This window comes from Leptolyngbya iicbica LK, assembly GCF_004212215.1.
Taxonomy (GTDB): domain Bacteria; phylum Cyanobacteriota; class Cyanobacteriia; order Phormidesmidales; family Phormidesmidaceae; genus Halomicronema; species Halomicronema iicbica.
In genome coordinates this window covers 1085045-1107324 of sequence record NZ_QVFV01000002.1, presented here as the reverse complement: position 1 = coordinate 1107324, position 22280 = coordinate 1085045, and the positions used below count along the sequence as shown (strand labels likewise).

The window sequence follows — 22280 nt, the reverse complement described above, 5'->3', positions numbered from 1 at the left end:
TGAAAGCCTAAATTTCTGCATAAAATCGCTGCTGCTGAACTAACAAATCAGCCGAAAAGATCGAAAGTCAAACTGTATTTAAAAACACTAAATGATTTGCGGAATTGTCAAAACTGGATCCCTGACAATATGCCGACAATAAACTATCGTTTTCTCTGCGAAGAAATCCATTATAGATTTTTGAAGCAAACATAAAGAGAATATAAACTGCCGAAAAGGCAAAAATAGACCTACAACAATTGCTAGGCTTGGGTCTGCTATTTTTTATCTACGAAAGGCAGAAGAATTTATTAGAGAAAATAATGACTTAAGTATATTTTGGAATCAATCTATAATGGACGCTTCTCAGTTGGGTGTTTCTTGTTGTCAACGCTGCCGTTACTTTACGCTGGCGGGACGACGAGGTGGTCAATGTGGTCAGCTCAACGTCACGGTCAAGGGCAACTGGTCAGCGTGCTCGTTAGCGGCTCCCGTCTTTATGGAACCGATGAGTGCCGTTACTCAACCACCAGTGGCCGTTTGGCCGCAAGGCATTGTGCTCAACCATCCCGATTTTGAACAGTTGGAATCTGATTATTTAAAAGAGACGGCTTAACCCGTGAGGTGACACATTGTTGGTGTGGTCACTCATGAGGCAATGGTTGAATTGACACCAGGCCACCCCAATTTTGTGCCTGGTGTCGGGGCGTTAGGGAAGCCAGGGATAGTCTCGAAAATCGGGCGATCGCTTTTCTAAAAAGGCTTGTTTGCCCTCACTACCTTCTTCAGTCATGTAGTACAGCAGGGTGGCATTGCCAGCGAGTTCTTGCAGGCCGGCTTGGCCATCACAGTCGGCGTTAAATGCGGCTTTAAGACAGCGAATTGCAATAGGACTTTTTGCCAAGATTTCTTGTGCCCATTGCACCCCTTCGGCCTCTAAGCGATCAATCGGCACCACGGTATTAACTAAGCCCATTTCAAGTGCCTCCGGGGCCGAATATTGGCGACACAGATACCAAATTTCCCGAGCTTTTTTTTGGCCGACGATGCGAGCGAGATAGCTAGCGCCAAAGCCGCCGTCAAAGCTGCCCACTTTGGGACCAGTCTGACCAAAAATGGCGTTGTCGGCAGCGATCGTCAGATCACACAACACGTGTAAAACGTGACCGCCCCCGATCGCATAGCCTGCCACCAGGGCAATGACCACCTTCGGCATCGAGCGAATCAGGCGCTGCAAATCTAAGACATTGAGACGCGGCATACCCCCTTCGTCGATGTAGCCTGCCTGCCCCCGCACACTCTGATCCCCACCGGCACAAAAGGCATATTTGCCGTCGGTGTGCGGTCCGGCGCCGGTGAGCAACACCACGCCAATGGCGGTGTCTTCGCGGGCATCGGCAAAGGCGTCATACATTTCGACCACGGTCTTGGGGCGAAAGGCGTTACGTTTGTGGGGGCGATTGATCGTGATCTTCGCGATGCCCTCGGCCTTGTGATAAAGAATGTCTTCGTAGGTTTTGGCAGCTTGCCACTGAATATCCATGTCATTTGGCTAAATGAGGTCATGGACTAGCTTAGAGGCGATCGCCCCCTTTCGCGAAAGCCCAATGCAGTCGTGGCTGAGGCTGCGCCAGGGACGCCTGTCAGCCAGGCAGGGATGCGGGGTAAAGGGCGGTGGAGAAGGGGCGACAGGACTGAGGGCTGAGCCGCCGCCCATCAGGGTTCAGTTCCGCTCTTCGAGGGTCAACTCGCCGTCCCAGACGCGCTCTTGCATTTGGCGAAAGAGGCGACACATCTCTGGCGTGATGTGCCCCGATCGCAGCATTGCGGCTTTGATGCTGGTTTCTTCTTCATGGGTGATTTGTCCATCGCTGGCCGCTTGCACCATGAGGGCTTCGACTGTGTGGCAAATCGAGTGTGGCGCACTCCGCGTCGCAGTGCGGATAGATAATTGTTCAATATTCATAGGTGTCTCCGGTGGTGGAGCATCAGACAACCCGGGAGCACTGGTCGAGAGGCGATCGCCTCTTGCTTGCCACGATCCCACGCCTCGTCAACTCAGGCGGATTGATGTGATCCCCGGCTCAAAATGGATAGATTGCTTGACTGTAGTGTGTAGGCGGGAGCAGGCAACCTCACTCAAATGCTAACGGCAGCCGCTCTGAAAACCGCGATCGCCCCTGGGGATCACACAGTCTGTTGAGGTTCGTTGCAGATATTTATCTGCTGTAGCGGCTTGTAATATTAGGGTCAGCGCCGGGGCGATCGCGACTTTTTGCCCCGCCGGGATGAATGCTTCGGCGTTTTCCCTTTGCCTTGGCCGGTAGGAGGCGTGCGGTGCGCGCCAAAATACTTTTCGCTGCGATATCGCAGCCAGATGCGCAGCTGTTGGGGAATCTTTTCTTTTTCCGCTTTGGTCAAGGTGTTGTATAACGCCAAGGCTTTTTCTCGTTCGCCCCGGCAAGCGGCATTGTTGTGGGCATCCCAATAGCTGCGGGCCACTCGAATGCGACGGCACACTTCTTTGACGAGGGCATCCCCTTTCAGCGGTTCTTGAGAAGCAGGCATCTCAACTTTCTGAAGCTCTCTAAACGGTTGTTCTCTAGTGTGCCAGGCTTCTCCAAAAGACCGCTATGTGACAGTATCTACACGGGGCCTTAGTGGTGCTGGCAGTTCGATGGCGGGGCAGGGTGCGATCGCCCCCAGGTCTGGCCCCTCGCCCGGTTCCGCGTGAGTCCCTTTGTTAGTCGTTTTGTGGGTCATTCTCCCTGCATGAAAATCGCTACCTGGAACGTCAATTCCGTCCGCAGCCGCCTCACCCACGTGACCGATTGGTTAGCCGAACATCCCGTCGATGTGTTGTGCCTGCAAGAAACCAAAGTCGTGGATCAAGACTTTCCCCATGAGGCGATTAAAGCGGTCGGTTATCAAGCTGAGATCAGCGGCCAAAAGTCCTACAACGGTGTTGCTCTGTTGAGCCAACAGCCTTTGCAAGACGTCAGCAGGGGCTTTACCCCCATCGTCGGTGCGGCGGCGGTCGGCGACCTGGATGACCAGAAGCGAGTGATCACAGGCATGCTCGATGGCGTGCGGATTGTGAATTTGTACGTTCCCAATGGTTCCTCCATCGGCAGTGAAAAATACGAGTACAAGATGCGCTGGCTCACGCTGCTCAAAACCTACCTGGAAAAGTTGCTCGCCGATCACGATGCGTTACTCGTCTGTGGCGACTTCAACATTGCCCTCGAAGACCGCGACATCCATGATCCCGAGGGCAAAGAGACCCACATTATGTCGTCGCCCAAAGAGCGGGAGATGCTGACGGAGGTGCTGTCGGTGGGGCTCAAAGATGCCTTTCGCAAGTTCACCGACGAAGGCGGACACTTTAGCTGGTGGGACTATCGGGCGGCCTCCTTCCGGCGCAATCGGGGCTGGCGCATCGACCATCACTACCTGTCGCCCAAGCTGTACGATCGCGCCCAAAGCTGCGTGATTGATGTGGAACCCCGCCGCCGCGAAAAGCCCAGCGACCATACCCCCGTGATTGTTGAAATTTAGCTTGGCCCAAGATGATGTCTTCTGAAAGCAACCTGCAAGAATGGCTGTTTGTCGCTGGCTATCTCTCGTTTCTGGTCTTTGTGGTGGGGGCGGTGATTGCCTCGACCTCGCGCTCAGATTAAAGACCCGGATGGACTGCAACTTTCGTTAAGGGGCCGCTAATGCCGAAAAAAATCAGGCGATTCCTAATCGCTCAGGATTGAATCTCAGCGATCGCCCCAGGCATTAACCATTTCTCAGGCTGTGAGGGATAAAAACGATGATGGCAAATGTGAGACTGAGGGCTCTGGAAAAGGAAGATCTACGCTTTATTCATCACCTAAATAATAACCGCAGCATCATGGCATATTGGTTTGAAGAACCGTATGAATCTTTTGATGAGCTTGAAGATCTCTACGACAAACACATCCATGACAATGCCGAGAGACGATTTATTGCGGTTAATGCCGAAAACGTGCCAATCGGTTTGGTCGAGCTGGTTGAAATTGACTATATCCATAGAAGTACAGAGTTTCAGGTCATTATTACCCCTGAGCATCAAGGGCAAGGATATGCCAGAAAACTCATCAAATTAGCGTTAGATTATGCCTTCACAATTCTGAACTTGAATAAAGTCTATTTGGTCGTTGCCGAAGACAATGAGAAAGCGATTCATCTCTATAAAGCCTCAGGATTTATTGAAGAAGGACACTTGATAGAAGAGTTTTTTATTAACGGCAAATACTGCGATGCCATCCGGATGTATATCTTGCAACGTCAGTATCTCGAATTATCACGTCGGCAGAGTAGCGCCACTTAGGAATTGGAATTAAATTAAGTGTGAACAGCCGTCTCGGCTGTTCAAGAGCAGGCAAGATGCCTGCCCGATAAGACTTGGATTTGATCAAATTCTGATGCTTGAGTGGTGATGCGATGGGTGCGATCGCGCCTGGTCGAAGGGGCGACTATGGCACGTTGAGGGTGCTCCTGGGGTGGTGAAAGTCACCAGGAGCTGAGGTTGAAAGTATGGAGTGATTATGGCCCCAGATTGGGTATTTGAAATTGCGTATGGGGTGCTGGGCTTGCTGGGCTGCTGGCAGTTTGACCAAGCGGTGAAAAAATGGGCAGTGTTGATCTCCCATCGCACCTGGCCAAAAGCGATCGCTAAACTACGCGGCGGTTCCCGAGTGGCTTACACCGAATCGCGCACCTTGGTTGAAGACCCCTACGACAACATTGATCGCAACTATTATCACAGCGTTGATGCGGGGCCGTTTTTTTCCTTTGCCACCACTCGCTATTACTATCCGCAGTTGCGCTTTACCTACGATCATCAGGGCACTGAGGTCGCAACTGATAACCTCGCTCCTCATAACCGGCATGCCTTTTACTTTGGCCGCGAAAGCGTTGCGGCGATCGTCGATCACTACTCAAATCTCCGCACCTTTCCCGTTCGCTACTATCCCCCTCGGCCGGGGCACGTGTTTATGGGCTACCGGCATTTTCCTTGGGTCTGGACGCCGATTCAAACCTTGCTAGGCTTGTTTCTGATGCTGAATTTCAGCATTACGGTAGAAACCGTCTTGACTCATTTCGGGATTGAGGAGCCGCAAATTGCCGATCGCGTGATTTCGATTTACATCATTCCGCTCCTCGCTTTGGGATATGCGATCTGCCGCATCCTTGCCGCCCGCGCCCCTCGCCATGCCGGTTAATCTTTGGCCAGAGGTCGTCTGCAACGCCCATGAGGAACTGGGAAGGCGCAGCCTCCGCAAAGTTAACTCTTGCCTCTGCCAACCCGTGTGTTGCTTGCTGTTATGAATCGCCAATTCAAGCTTTTCGCCTTGTTATGGTTGCTCGGCATGACCGGAGAAGTCGCCCTCCTGTGGGCCGATTTGCCGCTACCGCCTGGTCCCTTACCGTTGCCGTTGTCTACGATCAAAGCCTTGATGTTGCTGCAAGGGATGGTGCTGCTGACGATCGCAGTTGTCCTGGGGGTGGTGTTGGCTCCCAGGGTGCAGCTTGCAGCCCCCTGGTTAGAGGCGATCGCCCAGGGGATGCCGCTCTCTCAAAGAGCCCTCAAACCGCCACTTGTTTGGGGGGCGATCGGGGGCCTGGTCAGTGCAAGCCTGGCTCTGCTCTGGTTGGCCGGGTGGCAACCCGCCCTGCCGCCGGAGTTTCTGACGGCAGCGAAGACTTATCAGCTGCCGCTCTTTGCCCGCATTTTGCGCGGCGGCATGAGTGAAGAGATTTTGATGCGGTGGGGACTCATGACGCTGGTTGTGTGGCTGCCCTGGCGGATCGCGCAAAGACAGCGCGACCTGCCACTGCATCCAGGCTATTACATCGCTGCCCTCAGCCTGACTGCCGTCATCTTTGGGGTGCTACATTTGCCCCTGGCATTTTTGCTCAGCCCAACCGTCACGATCTCGCTCGTGGTGTACATCATCGGGGCGAATGCGATTGTCGGGGCGATCGCGGGTTACCTCTATTGGCAATGGGGCCTCGAAGCCGCCATTATCGCCCATGCCCTCTTTCACGTTTTTGTCGCTATGGTTGAAGGCTGGGGATGGCTGTGAACCAAGCCATTGATGGGGGTGACCGAAGGTGTGCGGTTTTTCGAAATCAACCATCACTGACTGACTGAAGGGCTGTGCGTGGCCATCAATGCCTCAGCCCCGTCAATGTCTGGACGAATTGGGCATTGCCCAACCTCACCCATTAGGGATGCTACTTGCCAGCAACGCCCTAAGCCGATCGCCCCATTTCGAGCAACTTTTCGGCTACAGCCTCATCGACGGGCATCACCGAGAGGCGATTACCCCGCTTCACCACCAGCAACTCTTCTGGTGAGAAGGTCGCCTTCAGCGTGTCGAGGGTGATTTGCTCGGCAAAGGTTTCCACATAGCCGACTTTGACGGTGCGCCAGCGGGGTTCCTCGGGCTGCGATTTGGGGTCGTAATATTTGCTCGACTCGTCGAACTGAGTGGGGTCAACGATATCCGCCTCAATAATTTTCATCAGGCCGACAATGCCCGGTGGCTTGGTATTGGAATGGTAGAAAAACGCCAGGTCATCCACCTGCATTTCCCGCAAAAAGTTCCGCGCCTGATAGTTGCGCACCCCGTCCCAAATCTCCGTGGGGTCGTTTGCTAAATCAGCGATGCTGTACACATCGGGTTCAGATTTCATCAGCCAATAGCGCATCGGTGGTGAGGGCCTCTAGTAAGTAAGTTTGGGCGGCATTACTGGGCGTCAGTGTGACTTCGCGTCCCGCCGCCGGATGATGGGAGAGGGCAATGTTTAAGGGCTCTGGCGGCAAATAGCGCAGCCGCTCCGCCCACTCGATCGCCACTATCCCCGGCGGGTATTCTATCCCCTCCCAGTAACTTTCTAAAAATAGGCGATCGCTCTCGGCCCCTTCCAGCCGATACAGATCGACGTGATAGAGCGGCAGGCGTCCCCGGTCATATTCATTGATCAGCGTAAAGGTTGGGCTATCAATTTCGTCGGGAATAGCGAGGCCCTGCCCCAATCCTTTCGTCAGTGTTGTTTTGCCTGCCCCGAGATCCCCGGTCAGCAACACCACCGTCCCGGCCTCTAGTCGCACCCCTAGCCATTGTCCCAGGGCAAAGGTGGCGCGATCGTCAGGTAGCAAAAGCGTCTTGGACATCATCATGAGTCGGATGAAGCAGCCGGTGGCAGTCGGAGGGCAGTAATCAATGATAAAGTGCCGCCGACCATGCCCCAAATCAACCAAAAACCGAGGTCAGCCCCTTTGCGCTGAGCGATTTGCGCTGCCACCAAGCCAATCAGGCAGTGCAATAGCGTCATGACCACCACCGAGAGGGGCAGGCCGATCGCTGCCAAGTCAGGTAAATCAGTGAGATAGGATGAGGGCATCAATTTTGTGAGCGTAAGCAGTTTGGCAATGAGAGATCCCCTTTGGCGCGTGAAGTCACTGCCTTGGATTCCCCTAATTCAGAATGCCTTACTGACGGTCTTGCTGGCGACGGTGTTGGACATTGCGCTGATTTTTTTGCTATCAGCGATGTTGACGGTTTGGTCAGCGGGGGCCACGGCGCTGCTGCAAGGGGGCGTGGTGGGGTTGCTGTTGCAGGTGGTGGCAGCAGGCGGCATTGGGGCATTAGCCGTGGAGCTGATGGAGCGGTTCTTTCGCGTCGTGCGGTTAGATGCGGCCTCGTTGTGGGCGTTGGTGGGCTGCTTGGCGCTGGTGCTGTGGCTCAAAAGCTTGCTGCCCATTCCCAGCTTTTTGGTGGGCATTAGCTATATACAGCTAGTCGGGATGATGTTGGGGCTATTCTCCCGAGGACGCTCCCATTGGCGCTGGTGATTCGTCACTGCGTTTCACTTGCAGCCATTCTTCAACGATGAAGGGGGCGATCGCCATCTCAGCCGGCTCCATTCCCAGCAAAGGCACCTGCACCTCTAGCGGCAGGGCTTGATCGAGCTCCGTGAGCAGCGGCGCGAGGTCAAACTGGCCGACATTGGGCGGCAGGGTCTTCGCTTGAGGATCGACAATCCACGGCAGTTGGCGACTTTGCCCCGTAGGCGCGGTCACCGTGGCAGGGTGCTGCTGATCCACTTCTACCGCGCCCGGAAAACCCACCAGCCGTAAATAGTAGCCTTGCAGGGCAGTTCCCTGAGTGCGTTTAAAGGCGATGACTTGCCAGGCCCGATCGCTTAAATCTCTAAGACTCAGGCGCGATCGCACTGTGACCTGCCCGGGCCGTTCGCGATAGACGTGAACGCTGGCTTGCGCTGTCGGCATCGCCCCGCACCACAGGGCCAAAGCCAGGAGTCCCAGACTGCACCAAAACTGCCATCGGGATCGTATGCGTTGCCATGTCATAGGGATGCGGCCAACCTCGTTAAAGCTGGCGAAGATAGATCACCGTTTCACGATAACCATCAGTTTGGCCGGTTTCCAAGTAGCGATCTGCGGCTTGTTGCAGGTCGGCCCGAGCGCCAGCGCGATCGCCCAAGCGCATTCGCACTAAACCTCGCTTGTACAGCACGTCGGGGTCAACGTCGTCATCATCCACCGAAATCACGAGGGAATAGTCATCAAATGCTCGCTGACTATCACCCACCAGGTTGTAAACTTCAGCCCGCGCGGCATAGGCCGCAGTGTAGCTGGGGTCAATGGCGATCGCCTGGTTGTAATCGGATAAGGCGGCTGTGGTGTTGCCATCGGCTAGATAGGCATCGCCCCGGAGCTTATAGTTGACCGCACTATCTGGCGTGATGGCGAGGGCGCGGGTATAGTCGGCGATCGCGTCAATTTCGCGGCCTCGCGACAGTTGCACATTGGCCCGTCCGGTCAACGCTTCAGCTAAGTCGGGGTCTTGATCTAAGGCGCGGCCAAAGTCAGCGATCGCGGGGCCTTCTTGTCCCACTCGCGCTAGGAGTAACCCCCGGTTAAGGTAAGCGCGCGGAAAAATGGGTTGTAGCGCGATCGCCTGATCTAAATCCGCGATCGCGGGGGTCAAGCGATTTTGCGCTACGTAGATAAAGCTGCGGTTGTAGTAGGCGTAGGGCAATTCAGGATTGAGTTCAATGGCGCGGGACAGATCGGCTTCCGCTTCGGACAATTCGCCTTCGTGATAGTAGGCTGCGCCCCGACCAATCAGGGCAATCACATTGTCATCTTCCTGCTCTAAAACGTAGGAGAAGTCGGCGATCGCGGCAAAATAGTTTTCCGCTTGATCGTAGGCAAAGCCCCGCAGCAAATAGGCCCGCAAGTCAGTCGGGTCTTGAGTAATCGCTGCCGTGAAATCGCTAATGGCTTTTTGACTATCGCCTTCTTGCAGTGCGACTAACCCTTCATACAGGCGGGCACCCCCCAGGGTCGGATCGAGCGACAAGGCGAGTTGAGCATCGCTGAGCGCCTGCTGCGCGTTCCCGAGTTCGTAATTAATTTCAGCCCGCAGCAGATAGGCCCGCCCCAATTGGGGATTGAGCGCGATCGCGCGATCGATATCGATAATCGCCGCCTCAGTTTCGTCCAGCGCGCGATACGCCGCGCCTCGGTAAACGTAAGCCTCGGCAAAGCTGGGGTTGATTTGAATGGCTTCGGTAAAGGAGACAATCGCCGCGGCGTATTCCTCCGCTTCAAATTGCTCAATACCCTGGTTATAAAGGTCAATCGCCGATGGCCCGGTGGCTTCGGGGACTGTCGCCTCGGGCGTCGTCGCTTCTTGGGCCGGACTATACGCTGGAACAGCCGTCACCAGTGCGGCGGTTCCCAGCAAAGCTATGGTCAGTTGGGACAATTTCATCGTTCATCTCCTCCACTCAGCTAGCCAACCTGCAACTACGCCAATGGCGCTAATGATATGCCAGCTTTCGCAACATGACATGGGCAAATGCGAATTCCTGGTCATTTACGGGAACGTGATGCACTTGGCAGACTGCCAACCGTCAATGGATGCGGGCTCAGAGCGGGCATTGGGTAACGTAATTCACCCGTGATCACTCCCCTCAACAGCGGGCCGGGAGTCGCGGCTGAGCGTTTGCTTACCGAGGGTCAAGCCAGTTCACCAATATGGCAAAAGGCAACATGGGCAGCATCGGCAACAGACAAATCAGCCATTGCTGCCAGGTCAACGGCGCGGTGGCAAACAGCGTATTTATCAGTCCCCACTGGCTAAAAGCCACCTGTAAGGCGACGGCCCCAAAAATGCCGGCCAGCAAAATCGGCGCTTTGGGAATGGTGGTCGACCGGCGACGGAGGAACCGCCACAGGCTCAGTCCCAACTGACTGATGCTGAGCAGGTAAATGATGCGGGCCGCCACGAGCGCTTGAATGGCCATCGTGCGGGCGACAGCCAAATCGCCCGTCGTGGTTTTGGCCCATTCGAAAATGCCAAAAATCAGCACCCAGTTGAAGAGGGAAACCGCCAGAATTCTTCTCAGCAGTTTTCCGGTGAGCAAGGATTCGCTGGGATTGCGGGGCGGTTGTTGCATCAAGCCAGCGGACTTGGGCTCAAACGCCAAAGGTACCGTCATTGTGAGGGAATTGATCATGTTCAACCACAGCACCTGCAAGGAGAGAATCGGCAAATCCCTTGCCAGCAAAGCACTGATCAGGATGGTCATCGATTCCCCACCGTTGACGGGCAGCAGGAACGCGATCGCTTTGCGCAAATTTTGATAAACGGTGCGGCCCTCTTCCACCGCCGCTTCGATGGAGGCAAAGTTGTCGTCGGTGAGCAGCATGTCCGCTGCTTCGCGGGCCACTTCCGTGCCATTTTTGCCCATGGCGATGCCAATATCCGCTTGTTTCAGCGCGGGGGCGTCATTCACCCCGTCACCCGTCATGGCCACGATATTGCCTTTGCGTTCGAGGGTTTCCACCAATCGCAGTTTCTGGGCCGGAGCCACGCGGGCAAACACATCGCCCTCGGTGACGGCTTGAGCCAGTTGCGCATCATCCATCGCCACGAGCTGCTTCCCTTCAAAGGCCACCACCTGTTCAGATTGTTGAATGCCCATGCGGTGGGCGATCGCTCTTGCCGTCGCAATGTGGTCGCCGGTGATCATCTTCACCTGAATGCCCGCCGACTGGCAGGCGTGAACGGCGGCGATCGCCTCAGGGCGCGGCGGGTCAATCATGCCCTGCAAGCCCAGGAAGACCAAGTCCGACTGGATATCATCGTGATCGAGGGTGTGGTGATGATCCGCCACGGTTTTGCGGGCAAAAGCCAGCACCCGCAGTCCTTTTGCGGTCATCGTGGCGACTGCTTGCTCCACCGCTGATTGATCGAGCGGCATCAATTGCCCCGACGCCGTCATGGCCTGGGCACAGCGTTGCAGGATTGACTCCACCGAGCCTTTCACATACACCACACGGGGACAAGCGTCATGCAGCGTTGCCATGTACTGATATTCCGACTCAAAGGGAATCGAGTCGAGCCGAGGCATCAAATTCGCCATGCTGGTCTGATGCAAATCGGCTTTAGCGGCGGCGGCCAGCAGGGCTCCTTCGGTCGGATCGCCTACCACAGTCCAATAGTCACCCGATTGTTTGAGCTGGCTATCGTTACACAACACCCCCGCCACCAGACATTCCCGTAAGGGATCTGGCAGATGATCCGCCAGTGTCTCCACCGTTTCTGGGAGGTCATCTCCCAGGTCGATCGCGCCTTTGGGACTGTAGCCGCTGCCGCTGACCCGGTAGGTTTGCACGCCGGCATAAATGGCCTGCACGGTCATTTGGTTTTCGGTGAGGGTGCCGGTTTTGTCAGAGCAAATGATCGTGGCGCTGCCCAGCGCTTCGACCGCTGGCAGTTTGCGAATGATGGCGTTGCGGCGAGCCATGCGGTTGACCCCGATCGCCAGCGTAATCGTCACCACCGCAGGCAACCCCTCAGGAATCGCACTGACCGCTAGCGCCACCGCCGCTTCAAACATGTATTCCCACGATTCACCTTGACCGAGCCCAATGGCAAAGGTAAGTGTCGCCAGGGTTAGGATGCAGTAGAGCAGAGTGCGGCTAAAGGCGGCGAACTTGCGGGTCAGCGGCGTCGCCAAGTTAACCCGCTGCTCCATCGATTGGGAGATTTGCCCCACCTCGGTGGCTCCGGCGGTGGCGACCACCAGTCCAGTGCCTTGCCCAAAGGTGACAAAGCTGCCCGCGTAGGCCATGTTGACTCGTTCTGCCAGGGGCGTATCGATGGGGAGTGGCGCGATCGCCTTCTCCACGGGCACAGATTCCCCCGTCAGCGCCGATTCATCCACTTGCAGATTGCGCGACTTCAGCAGCCGCAAATCGGCGGGCACTTTATCCCCCGACGCCAGTAGCACCAGATCCCCCGGCACCAAATCCTGAGATTGCACCCGCAGCATCTGCCCCCCTCGCAGCACCGTGGTTTCGGTGGTGACGGCTTTGGCGAGAGACGCGATCGCGCCTTCAGCTTTGGCCTCCTGCACGTAGCCGATGATGGCGTTGATCACCGTGACGCCCCAAATCACTGCCGCATTCGTCCAAGAGCCGAGAAAGGCTTTGACCGCCCCCGCCAGCAATAATATGTAAAGCAGCGGCTGGTTAAACTGCAGCAAAAACCTGAGCCAGGCAGGCTTGCCCGGTTTGACTGACAATTCGTTCCGCCCATAGGTTTCGTAGCGGTTGGCCACGTCCTCCGCCGTCAGCCCCGTTTCCAGGTTGGTCTGAAAATGGGTTGCCAGATGCTCCCCAGATGCGGCATGAAAGGACTGAGAGTTTCCTGCTAACTGCACTTTCACCTTTTACTCAACGATTTAATCGGCCCCAACTCCGCCTGCGTCTAGTGGACAGAAGTGGCAAACGCTTTACCTGCACTTGCCGCGATCGCGGGCACATGGCTCTGTGTTTTGATGCTAACGCCGCACCATGAGAACTGTAATAGAAGCTACACATTGCTTCCATTGGTCAGGTGCGGTGCTGATGGGTTCAATTCATCGCCTAGAGAATGCGATCGCGATCGCCTGACAAAATCGACATTATGATGGAAGATGTCGCGAATTCTGGCAGTAGCTTATGACTTCAGTCGTTACGTCTAACCCAGCTGCGGGTATGGAAGAAGCCAAGCATGGCATGCCCGTCACCATCATCACTGGCTTTTTGGGCAGTGGCAAAACTACCCTGCTCAACCACATTTTGAGCAACCAAGCAGGGCTGAAGACCGCCGTACTGGTGAACGAATTTGGCGAAATCGGTATTGATAATGACTTGCTAATCACCACCGAAGACAGCGACGACACCATGGTCGAGCTCAGCAACGGCTGCATTTGCTGCACCATCAACAACGACCTGATGGATGCCGTGTACAAAGTGCTCGAACGGCAAGATAAAATTGATTACCTCGTGGTTGAAACCACCGGGCTCGCCGATCCGTTGCCCATCGCCCTGACCTTTTTAGGGACGGAATTGCGGGATCTCACGCGGCTCGATTCCATCATTACCGTCGTCGATGCTGAGAATTACAGCTTGGATTTGTTCAATAGCCAAGCCGCATACAACCAAATCGCCTACGGGGACATTTTGCTGCTGAATAAGGCAGATCTCGTGGATGAAGCCGACCTTGATTTGCTCGAAGTCAAAATCCGTGACGTCAAAGAAGGGGCTCGCATCATTCGGACCACTCGCTCCGAAGTGCCGCTGCCACTGATTTTGAGTGTCGGTCTGTTCGAATCTGACCAGTATTTTGGTCAAGATCATGACCCTGAACACGACCACGATCACGAGCATCATGATCACGACCACCACGGGCATGATCACCATGACCACAGCAACTGCGACCACGATCATGGTCACTGTGAGCATGACCACGATCATGACCATGAGCATCACCATTACCACTCCGATCACTTAGCGATCGATGGGTTTACCTCGATTTCTTTTGAGAGCGATCGCCCCTTTGCCATCCGTAAGTTCCAGCACTTCCTCGACAATCAGCTGCCGGAGAATATTTTCCGGGCCAAAGGCATTCTCTGGTTTGACGAAAGCCCCAAGCGGCATATCTTCCACCTCAGCGGCAAGCGCTTTTCCCTGGATGATGATCAGTGGAAGGGTGAGCCCAAAAACCAACTCGTGCTCATTGGCCAAAATCTCGATCACGCGGCGCTGCGAGAACAGCTGAATAACTGTCTCTGTTTACCCTCTAGCGATCGCGGCAAAGGTTTCGGCTAAAGCGCGTGCCTGAGTACCGAGAGGGTCGTCTCGCCCGCTGAGTCCGGTGGCGCGGTGGGTGCTCCCCAATGCTTCTGCCCCGAATGGCGGCTGACTTGTGCGATCTCTGGATTGAGATTAAGCCCTGAAAACAGCTATGCCGCTGTTGTCTCTTGATGCCGTGTCGCTCCTTGGTCGTCGCCCTTTGGTGCAGACTTCAAGCAGTATGCCGCCGCTATTTTGTGGGGCATAGATTTGACTTCCATGGCTGCGCTTTGTAACAGTCCTTGTGCGGAATGCGGCTCTCTCAGACACACCCCGTAAGATAATTGCGTCATACTCCATGCCGGAGTTGTGCCCGTTCTCATCCAATTCATTGAGATGCATCATTCTCACTCCCCTGCTCCTGCCCCCGTTGCCAACTGCTTGGCCTGCCAAATTGTGAATGGCAGTCGTACGGTGCCAGGGGGCATCATTGCTGAAAACGCTTGGTGGTTAGCCGATCACTGCATTGGCAAGCATGGGGCAGGGGCGATCGTCATCAAAACCCGTGCCCACCGCGAAAATTTTTGGGAACTTTCTCCCAATGAAGCCGCTTCCCTCGGGCCGTTTTTGCAGCAAATGACCCAGGCGATGCAGATGGCATTGGGAGCCGAGCGCATCTATATCAATTCTTGGGTTGACCAACCGCCTTACCACATCCACTTTGTGCTGCAACCTCGCTTCGCCGGCAAAACCGAATTAGGGCTGCAAGGGTTAGAGCTCCAAATTTTCCGATCGCTCCAAAATCCCCCCGATGCGCAAACCGTAATTGACATTGCCGATAAGATTCGGGCCGCTTACGAGGCCATCGCGCATCAAGGTTCCATCACCACCCATTAATTGCCTTTCGTCAGTGGATGATGGCTCGCTCAGGATATTCGCGATCGCTAACTGCTAAAGAAGTTGTCACGGAGCCCCTCAAACCGTGAGTTGTCTTTTGAGGGCGATCGTCCCCACATGGCTTCCGTAAAATCCACTAAAACTTATTCCTAACCCATAAGGAATAAGCTTGGCCTATATGAAACCTGCTAATCATCCCCCTCGTTTGAGAATGGGACTGCTAAAGTGTAGAAAATCGGTAACGTTTTTTAATCTTTCTTAAGGTTTGGCCCATGCAGGATGTTGTGTCCCGGTCTGCAACTTCACTCTCCTCAATTGCGGGGACGTCGCTTAAGTTGACGGCTGGCAGTACTCTATTTTGTGATTTCGACGGGCCGATTGCTGACGTCTCTGATCGCTACTATCACACCTACTGTTTAGCGCTCAAAGCTACCCAAGCCGACTACGCCCGGCGGCAGATGGCGCTGCCTGTGAGACGACTGACCAAAGCCCAATTTTGGTATATGAAGCAAAATCGGGTGCCCGATACGACCATTGCGGACTGGTCGGGACTATCAGGTCACCAAATTGATGACTTTTTGCAGCGCATTCCCGCTTTAGTAAATCAGCCGACCCTGCTCCACCAAGACCAGTTGCAGCCAGGGGTGCGAGCTGCGTTTGCTAACCTGCGCGATCGCGGCATCAGAATCGTGATTGTCACCCTACGCCAGTCATCCCAAGTCTTAGATTTTTTGCATCAGTATGACCTGGCTACGATGGTTAGCCAAATCTACGGCTCGGATGACGCTGAGACGGCCTATGCCAATCGGACAGAGCATAAAATTGCTCACCTGCAGGCCGCGATCGCAGAGCAAAACCGCCTCGGATTTGATACCCGCCAGAGCTGGATGGTGGGCGATACGGAAGCGGATATCAGCGCTGGTCAAGCGTTTGATTTGCCAACGCTGGCGTTGACCTGCGGTATCCGCAGCGCTTTATATCTCAAAGGGTTTTCGCCCACAGAGGTTTGCCGCGACTTAAGTAGTGCTGTCACATACTTAACTCAAAGCGTCATCTCGCAATAATGCATAGAGAGGTTAGAGGCATTACACCGGGGACATTGCATGACTAAATCCTCAAAGTGTCTTCTCTGATCACCTTAAAAATCATCTCCCACCCAGCAACGCTCCGTTTTGACGGCTAAGCGACGCTCCTCTGGAGCAGCTATGCCAACGTCGTCTTGTTGCCAGTGGGGCGGTTCATTGAGCCACTGCATCGGGTTCGATACACTCCATTTGAATGAGCGTTTGTTCAGTTTCGTCGTGGCAAGACTGACCCACCGGGATAAACCCGTAGCGATCGTAAAACCGTCGGGCGATCGCGGTCTGCTCAAATACTTCAACGTCAAGGGTGTCCCGAAGCTGAACAGCATGATCCATCCGCGATCGCCCGACCCCTTGGCCCCGCATTTCCGGATCTGCAAAGAACCCATCGACCGTTTGCCCTAACCGTGAATAGAAGGAAATTTGTGTCCGGCCAAGAGAATTGGAACTCATCCAAAATCCTATTGACAGGCTAATCGGAAACATCCCCAAACCCCAGGTTTCAAGAGGGATGCGGTTGAATGTCATCAGCGATTGGCTGCAACTCCTCAATTGTCTTGTATCCAAAGTTGTTGAGGAATGCCGATACGAATACCTTGCAAGTCAAACGCTTTCTTAAGACGGCGGCGCAGTTCCATCGCTACGACCCACTGTTGAATTGGCACAGTTTTGACCCAAATCCGAATAACCATACCCTGATGGGATAAATGCTCAACTCCAAGGAACTCACTCGTATCCAAAATATGCGCCTGCCAGTCAGGGTCTTGGGCCATGGTTTCGGCAGTATTTCGCACGATGGCCAGGGCCAGATCGACATCGGTGTCATAGGCCACTTCAACGCGAAAATCTGACCGTGACCAGTCGCGAGAAAAATTCTCGACTTCGACAATCGAGCTATTGGGCAACGTAATCAAATTGCCGTCAGGATTACGGAGTTGAGTAATTCGTAAATTAAAGGTCTCCACCAGGCCACTTTTTTCACCAATCTTGACCACATCGCCGATCCGGTACTGGTCTTCGAGCAGAATCATGAATCCATTTACCAAGTCACGAATCAGGTTTTGGGCGGCAAAGGAAATGACCAGCGCTAATACGGTTCCTAGCGCCAATACTGAACCAGGCACGAGTTCTAACCACTGCAATACCAGCAGTACGCCGATGGCATACACCAGAACTGCTTTGACCCCTTTGATCACTTTCGTGATGGTGTTGATGCGTTGCAGATTGGCCTGAGTTAGAGTCTGGCTTTCGGCCAACTGCTGGATAAATTTATCGACAGTGAAATCGATCAACCGATTGATTAGCCCGATGACAAACCAAGCAATCAACAGCACTAAGGGGGCGATCACTAACTTGCGAGCAAGTTGCCGGGTTTGCGGAAACAATCTGAAGACATAAGCTGACCCAATGGCCCAAGTAAACGCCACAACCCAAAAGTTTAGCCATCGCAAAAAGCGCACGAATTGCAGCCGCCGCTGCAGGCTGAGAAAGTAGATCAGTCCCTGAGTGGGGGATGGTGTGGCTTGATCTGCTTCAAGAATTTCTGTGCTAGCTGGCTGCGTTTGCAACCATGATGACTGCCAGTGACGCTGCTGGCGTAGGGCTTTTTCTCGACGACCGAGGACCATCCAGGTAATGCCCAGCAACAGAGACGTTGAAATAGTCGCGATCAATACCTTGAAAAAGGTTCTCAGGGTCTGTCTCAGGGCTTCTGGTTGACGAATTTCCAATGCCTGACGCAGATTTTGCTCCAGTTCATCCTGCCATTGGCTGGCTAACTCAGCTTGACTGATGCCGTAGTATTGAGCGTCGGCATCGGTGACGGTCAGAATTACCCGCGGCTGAGCAAAGGACGCTCCTTCGGCAAACAAGACGGGAAAGCCATTCACAGTCTCGACGACAACATTGAGGTTAGCTGGCTGAATTGCGGTTTCATGAGACCACGTGTCAGGTAAGAGTCGTTGGAGGTTGCCTTCAACTTGGCTGGCTCGGACCTCTACTGGCACCTGAGTGCCCAGGTCGCTGCGGTTAGTCACTGCTGGCGCGGCAATCCTAAATAGCGTTTTGCCATCTAGTTTGACGGGTGCGGTTTCCAGGGTGCCCTGTTGCTCGACCCCAGCGGGTAAGGTGTGGTTGCTGGGTGGGACTAGCGGGGGCAGTTGGACGACGGCATCGGCAGGCAAACTGACTAAATTAACCAGGATGAGTAGGGCCAGGCCGCACAATGCGAGGACAGGATACTTGACTGCAGCCCAAACCTTTAGGCCCGGCAGACCAGATAATATCTGCCTCGTGGAGTGGTGGCGGGATGGCGAAGGGCGTGATGAAGGGTAACTCACGGGATGACTCGATCAGCGGCGCAGCAGGCGTCTGTTAAGGAATGTCACTAGCGAATGGGATAGAGAATCTGGCGATGCGCGAAAATTCACTAGCCATTTATCTATGAGAGGATAGGGAGGTGTTTTTGACTTTAGAGCCCGTTTGATGGTCTTGATGATGGCTGAGTGGCATCAGTAATGTAGCTGTCAAACATAGGAAACTGATATGAACACATCAGCTCCCGGTGCCCGATCGCGTTATCGTCTGTGGTCGTGGCTGGCGAGAATTGTGGCTGCCGCAACCATTAGTGTTGTGCCAGCGACGCCTGGCTTCAGCGCAGAGCGAGTCAAGCTGCAATTTGGGTTTCTGAGCCGGACGGTGCCGGTGTCTTCGCTGGTAACCTTTGCGAACGACGGCACAGTGGATGAACACCTGGCACCGTTTTTTCAATCGCTAGACGACGAAACTCTGGCGACGTTTCAGGCGGCTCTGGCTACCCCCAGAGCTGAGGATCCCGTTGCCTTTTCTCAAAAGCTGTATTCCCCGATGGGGACTCGACTGTTGCAATCGACGGGCTTAACAGTGCGCACGGGGAGTGGGCTCAACGGGCAAACGGCCCTCAGATCGGCCCTGAGTCAGGCGATGCAAGCACCCGAAGGCGGCTCTGTGATCGATTTGCTGCGGCTCTTTCCGACGGAGACGATCACGGTGGATCTGTTGCGGGTCTTGGCGGTGAATCGTCAGCTCCGACGGGCGATCGCGGAGACCGATTCATTTACAGCATCGGTGGTCAATCAATCCAGCCTCGACGCTGAGAATAATCCGACCGACTATGCGGCCCTGCCAGATTTACGCGATCGCGGTCCCTATCCGGTGCGATTTATCCCGCTAAATTTAGTGGATGAGCGTCGCGATCGCCCCGTTCCTGCCGATTTGTTTTTGCCTGAGGTCCCCAACGCCGATGCTGGAACCATTCCCATCATCGTGTTTTCCCACGGTTTAGGCCATAGCCGCATCTATTTCAGAGATATCGCCGCGCATGTGGCCTCCTATGGCTTTGCGGTGGCCATGCCCGAACATGTCGGCAGCAACGAAACCCAGAGACGCGAGTTAGAGGCCTGGCTGGCGGATGAATTTTTTCAGCGGCGGGAATTTGTGAATCGGCCGCAAGACGTGTCCTTTCTATTGGATGAACTACAGCGATTGAACGAGACTCAGTTGGGCGAACAGCTCAACACCGAGTCAGTTGGGGCGATCGGTCATTCTTTTGGGGGCTACACGGTGCTGGTCAATGCCGGAGCTACGGTAGATTTTGACTGGCTCAAAGCCCAGTGTGAACCGGATGCAGCCTTCATCGCTAATATTTCCCGACTGCTGCAATGTCGAGCCCTGGAGTTAGAAAATTCGCCCCAAGATATGGCGGCGCTGAGCCAAGGCACCTTGAGGGATGAGCGGATCAAGTTGGTCATGGCGTTTAATACCGTCAGCAATTTATTTGGCCAGAGTGGCACCGCCAAAATTCAAGTTCCCACCTTAATTGCGGGTGGCGTTTATGATTACGTGACGCCAGTGATCCCAGAACAGGCGGTGACGTTTGCGTGGTTAACAACCCCAGAAAAATATTTCTTATTAGTGGATCAAAAAGCGCATAGTGAGGAATCGACGCGCACGCTGTCGCAATTTATTTACTCCATTGAAGATGATTTAGAGTTGGAACTGGCGCAAGCTTGGCTGAGAAGTAACTACGGAGCCTTGGTCGTCGCGTTTGCTCAAACTCATGTGGCCGAGCGCGACGAATATCGCCCTTATTTAGCCGCCTCCTATGTCAATTACATTAGTCAGCCACCCTTTTCGATGCATTTGATTCGCGACCTATCTGAGTCCTCAGGTTTGGGCGAACCATAATTCCTGCCTTCATGAATCTTGAAATTTAATAGAGTCTGAAGATTTGCGCTGAGTTGTGATGGCGATCGCAGCTCGGAAAAATGATTCAAACTGGGCTGGATAGCTCGTCGTGGCGGGTTCTAGATCTGTCATCATTCACCCCTCTTGCCGGTAATAAATCCTCTGAGATGAGGAAGAATTTGGGCTGATTATTTGCCACTGATGCACTCGAATCTTGATGCTATTAGTTTCATATTTTCTTGTTCTACCTTGATGGCTAAGGAAATGAGGTCCGGCTAAATCACTCGCATATTGCCCGGTCGGGAAACCTCTGACCTTGCCCCTGCCATATGTAGAAGGGGTTATTTATGGCGACTCGATCCATTTTATTGATCGAACATGAAACCAGCCTGCGAGAGGTTTTAGGAGCTTGCCTAAGAGAACTTGGTGGTTGGCATGTAGTGCTTTCGGACTCTATTCGGGAGGGGATTTGTTTATGTGAACAGCAGAAACCTCATGTGGTTTTGGTGGATACATCAACTCCTGAAACGGATGCGTTGTTGTTCATTGAGCAGTTGAAAACTCACACTCATCGGCAATCGATCCCGATCTTGTTGATTTCGTCGAGAGCCGTTTTCTTTACCGCTGATCAGCTTCGTCAGATGGGGTTTGCTGGGGCGATCGCGAAACCATTTAATCCATCCACGCTACCCCATTACATTGCCAAATTAATGAAGTGGGAAGAAGCCGATCCTTGAGTTTGCCTCAAATGAACGTTCAAGACTTGATGGTCTGATTAAGTGCTTTTTTGCTCGGAGACTTTGGATAAGTTACTGGAGAAAATATGTCTACTTTGACAGTTTGGAAATTTAACAGTGCCGATGGTGCTGAGAAGGCTCTAAAGAAGCTACAGAGTCTGCAAAAACAAGAAATCGTCAAGATTATGGACGCGGCGATCGTGTACTGGCCGGAGGGGCGTAAAAAGCCGAAAACTTATCAGGCCGTGAACACGGCTGGCGTGGGTGCCTTGGGGGGTGCCTTTTGGGGCATGTTGTTTGGTCTGATTTTTCTCACCCCTCTGTTTGGCATGATTGTGGGCGCTACCGCCGGAGCGGTTTCAGGCAAGTTTACCGACTACGGCATCAATGACGAATTCATCAAGCAAGTGCGGGAAAAGGTGACCGAGGGGACTTCGGCGCTGTTTTTGCTGACGGGGCAAGTCACGGTGGACAAGGTGAAAGATGCGTTTGCGCCAGCAGAGCGAGGCGAACTGGTGCAGTCGAACCTGACGACGGAGCAAGAGGCCAAGCTCGCAGAAGATTTTGGCGCAGAGCTGTAAAAGCGCTATCTCTGACGCAGATCAGGGCGATCGCTCAGTTATTTTGGATGATTTGAAATGTGGAAACAGTCCCATTTGCTCATGGGCATCGTGGGTGGTGCAGCGGTGGTAGGGCTGCTGCAAGCTCCCGTAGCGATCGCCCAAACGAATGCCAATCAAGAGTTTTTTCAGGGCCGAGGCGTTGCCCAGGGCTCTGTCTTTGCCAGGGGGCGCAATGCCAATGTGTTGTTAACCCTAGACGGTGAAAATTTTCGTCTAGAGATGACGGAACCTCAGGCAAGCAGCAACCGCAACCGGGCGCCCAGTCGAGTTGAATATCGGGGCGTCATTACCCGCCGGAATGCCGAACCCGGTGGACAGAACAACTTCGTGCTGTTGACTCGGGTGCGCAGCTTCGATTCTTCTGAAACGCTGCGAGTTATTTCCAACACTGCGGGCACCTGCCGCCTCGAAGTGTTTGACGCGCGAATCGTTGACAGCAATTGCAGCACTGTGACCGATAACAGCTCTACCCGCTTTTTAGGAGTGGAGCAGTTCTAGGGCTGGTCAGCAATGAATTCTAGAAGCCTGGAGCTAAAAGCATGAC

At 54.1% G+C, this 22280-nt stretch carries 24 protein-coding genes; 13 read left to right on the top strand and 11 right to left on the bottom strand.

The window, feature by feature from the left end; genetic code table 11:
- Positions 1 to 334: 334 nt before the first annotated feature.
- Entirely contained in the window at positions 335 to 595 is a 261-nt protein-coding gene (locus tag DYY88_RS11935; RefSeq protein WP_130199410.1) for a hypothetical protein, read from the top strand.
- 93 nt (positions 596 to 688) lie between these two features.
- Here the strand turns inward: DYY88_RS11935 and menB are convergent, their stop codons facing one another.
- From menB to DYY88_RS11920, 3 genes are all read right to left on the bottom strand, one after another.
- Positions 689 to 1522, bottom strand: coding sequence for a 1,4-dihydroxy-2-naphthoyl-CoA synthase (gene menB, locus DYY88_RS11930; RefSeq protein ID WP_039727790.1), 834 nt, complete (start codon positions 1520 to 1522; stop codon positions 689 to 691).
- 180 nt (positions 1523 to 1702) lie between these two features.
- Positions 1703 to 1945: a hypothetical protein gene (locus tag DYY88_RS11925; RefSeq protein WP_039727791.1), complete on the bottom strand. Its 243-nt coding sequence runs from the start codon at positions 1943 to 1945 to the stop codon at positions 1703 to 1705.
- Positions 1946 to 2229: 284 nt separating this feature from the next.
- Complete coding sequence (locus tag DYY88_RS11920) at positions 2230 to 2547, bottom strand: hypothetical protein (protein WP_039727793.1); 318 nt, start codon at positions 2545 to 2547, stop codon at positions 2230 to 2232.
- 204 nt (positions 2548 to 2751) lie between these two features.
- Between DYY88_RS11920 and xth the strand changes: the two genes are divergently transcribed.
- The 4 genes from xth (at position 2752) to DYY88_RS11900 (ending at position 6095) form a co-directional block, all read left to right on the top strand.
- Positions 2752 to 3537 (top strand): exodeoxyribonuclease III, encoded by a 786-nt coding sequence (gene xth, locus DYY88_RS11915; protein ID WP_039727794.1) that lies wholly within the window; start codon positions 2752 to 2754, stop codon positions 3535 to 3537.
- A gap of 259 nt (positions 3538 to 3796) precedes the next feature.
- Positions 3797 to 4336, top strand: coding sequence for a spermidine N1-acetyltransferase (gene speG / locus DYY88_RS11910; protein ID WP_039727798.1), 540 nt, complete (start codon positions 3797 to 3799; stop codon positions 4334 to 4336).
- Positions 4337 to 4553: 217 nt separating this feature from the next.
- Complete coding sequence (locus tag DYY88_RS11905) at positions 4554 to 5231, top strand: hypothetical protein (RefSeq protein ID WP_039727799.1); 678 nt, start codon at positions 4554 to 4556, stop codon at positions 5229 to 5231.
- 102 nt (positions 5232 to 5333) lie between these two features.
- A complete protein-coding gene (locus DYY88_RS11900) occupies positions 5334 to 6095 on the top strand; it encodes a CPBP family glutamic-type intramembrane protease (RefSeq protein ID WP_039727801.1) in 762 nt (253 codons plus the stop codon).
- A 169-nt stretch (positions 6096 to 6264) separates the two neighbouring features.
- On the opposite strand, the gene DYY88_RS11895 is transcribed toward DYY88_RS11900, so the two are convergent.
- The 3 genes from DYY88_RS11895 to DYY88_RS11885 are packed head-to-tail and all read right to left on the bottom strand — an operon-like array spanning position 6265 to position 7419.
- Complete coding sequence (locus DYY88_RS11895; RefSeq protein WP_242517602.1) at positions 6265 to 6708, bottom strand: EVE domain-containing protein; 444 nt, start codon at positions 6706 to 6708, stop codon at positions 6265 to 6267.
- A complete protein-coding gene (gene tsaE, locus DYY88_RS11890; RefSeq protein ID WP_039730070.1) occupies positions 6698 to 7189 on the bottom strand; it encodes a tRNA (adenosine(37)-N6)-threonylcarbamoyltransferase complex ATPase subunit type 1 TsaE in 492 nt (163 codons plus the stop codon). The genes DYY88_RS11895 and tsaE overlap by 11 nt, the downstream gene beginning before the upstream one ends.
- A gap of 2 nt (positions 7190 to 7191) precedes the next feature.
- Positions 7192 to 7419, bottom strand: a complete 228-nt coding sequence (locus DYY88_RS11885; RefSeq protein WP_044151289.1) for a hypothetical protein — start codon at positions 7417 to 7419, stop codon at positions 7192 to 7194.
- A 28-nt stretch (positions 7420 to 7447) separates the two neighbouring features.
- Between DYY88_RS11885 and DYY88_RS11880 the strand changes: the two genes are divergently transcribed.
- Positions 7448 to 7870 (top strand): hypothetical protein, encoded by a 423-nt coding sequence (locus DYY88_RS11880; protein WP_039727805.1) that lies wholly within the window; start codon positions 7448 to 7450, stop codon positions 7868 to 7870.
- Here DYY88_RS11880 and DYY88_RS11875 read toward each other — a convergent pair.
- The 3 genes from DYY88_RS11875 to DYY88_RS11865 form a co-directional block, all read right to left on the bottom strand.
- Complete coding sequence (locus DYY88_RS11875; protein WP_052288498.1) at positions 7835 to 8308, bottom strand: DUF3122 domain-containing protein; 474 nt, start codon at positions 8306 to 8308, stop codon at positions 7835 to 7837. The two genes, DYY88_RS11880 and DYY88_RS11875, sit on opposite strands and share 36 nt — an antisense overlap.
- A gap of 100 nt (positions 8309 to 8408) precedes the next feature.
- Positions 8409 to 9818 carry a tetratricopeptide repeat protein gene (locus DYY88_RS11870; RefSeq protein WP_039727808.1) on the bottom strand — a complete coding sequence of 470 codons (1410 nt, stop codon included), beginning with the start codon at positions 9816 to 9818 and terminating at the stop codon, positions 8409 to 8411.
- A gap of 238 nt (positions 9819 to 10056) precedes the next feature.
- On the bottom strand, positions 10057 to 12777 hold the full coding sequence (locus DYY88_RS11865; RefSeq protein WP_130199454.1) for a cation-transporting P-type ATPase: 2721 nt from the start codon (positions 12775 to 12777) through the stop codon (positions 10057 to 10059).
- A gap of 280 nt (positions 12778 to 13057) precedes the next feature.
- On the opposite strand from DYY88_RS11865, the gene DYY88_RS11860 reads away from it, so the two are divergent.
- From DYY88_RS11860 to DYY88_RS11850, 3 genes are all read left to right on the top strand, one after another.
- Positions 13058 to 14209, top strand: coding sequence for a CobW family GTP-binding protein (locus tag DYY88_RS11860; protein WP_039727812.1), 1152 nt, complete (start codon positions 13058 to 13060; stop codon positions 14207 to 14209).
- A 360-nt stretch (positions 14210 to 14569) separates the two neighbouring features.
- Positions 14570 to 15070, top strand: a complete 501-nt coding sequence (locus DYY88_RS11855; RefSeq protein ID WP_044151292.1) for an HIT family protein — start codon at positions 14570 to 14572, stop codon at positions 15068 to 15070.
- Positions 15071 to 15342: 272 nt separating this feature from the next.
- Positions 15343 to 16134, top strand: coding sequence for an HAD family hydrolase (locus DYY88_RS11850; protein WP_039727814.1), 792 nt, complete (start codon positions 15343 to 15345; stop codon positions 16132 to 16134).
- 174 nt (positions 16135 to 16308) lie between these two features.
- Here DYY88_RS11850 and DYY88_RS11845 read toward each other — a convergent pair whose 3' ends face one another.
- Both DYY88_RS11845 and DYY88_RS11840 read right to left on the bottom strand, forming a co-directional pair.
- A complete protein-coding gene (locus tag DYY88_RS11845) occupies positions 16309 to 16605 on the bottom strand; it encodes a GNAT family N-acetyltransferase (protein ID WP_052288500.1) in 297 nt (98 codons plus the stop codon).
- Positions 16606 to 16700: 95 nt separating this feature from the next.
- The gene (locus tag DYY88_RS11840) at positions 16701 to 18335 is read right to left on the bottom strand and encodes a mechanosensitive ion channel family protein (protein WP_201279028.1); all 1635 of its coding nucleotides are present in this window, start codon (positions 18333 to 18335) and stop codon (positions 16701 to 16703) included.
- Positions 18336 to 18696: 361 nt separating this feature from the next.
- Here DYY88_RS11840 and DYY88_RS11835 point away from each other — a divergent pair, with 361 nt between their 5' ends.
- From DYY88_RS11835 to DYY88_RS11820, 4 genes are all read left to right on the top strand, one after another.
- On the top strand, positions 18697 to 20376 hold the full coding sequence (locus DYY88_RS11835; RefSeq protein WP_052288502.1) for an alpha/beta hydrolase: 1680 nt from the start codon (positions 18697 to 18699) through the stop codon (positions 20374 to 20376).
- 347 nt (positions 20377 to 20723) lie between these two features.
- Entirely contained in the window at positions 20724 to 21113 is a 390-nt protein-coding gene (locus tag DYY88_RS11830) for a response regulator (protein ID WP_039727816.1), read from the top strand.
- A gap of 86 nt (positions 21114 to 21199) precedes the next feature.
- Positions 21200 to 21694: a DUF1269 domain-containing protein gene (locus tag DYY88_RS11825; protein ID WP_039727818.1), complete on the top strand. Its 495-nt coding sequence runs from the start codon at positions 21200 to 21202 to the stop codon at positions 21692 to 21694.
- Positions 21695 to 21751: 57 nt separating this feature from the next.
- Positions 21752 to 22234, top strand: a complete 483-nt coding sequence (locus DYY88_RS11820) for a hypothetical protein (RefSeq protein WP_130199408.1) — start codon at positions 21752 to 21754, stop codon at positions 22232 to 22234.
- Positions 22235 to 22280 lie beyond the last annotated feature (46 nt).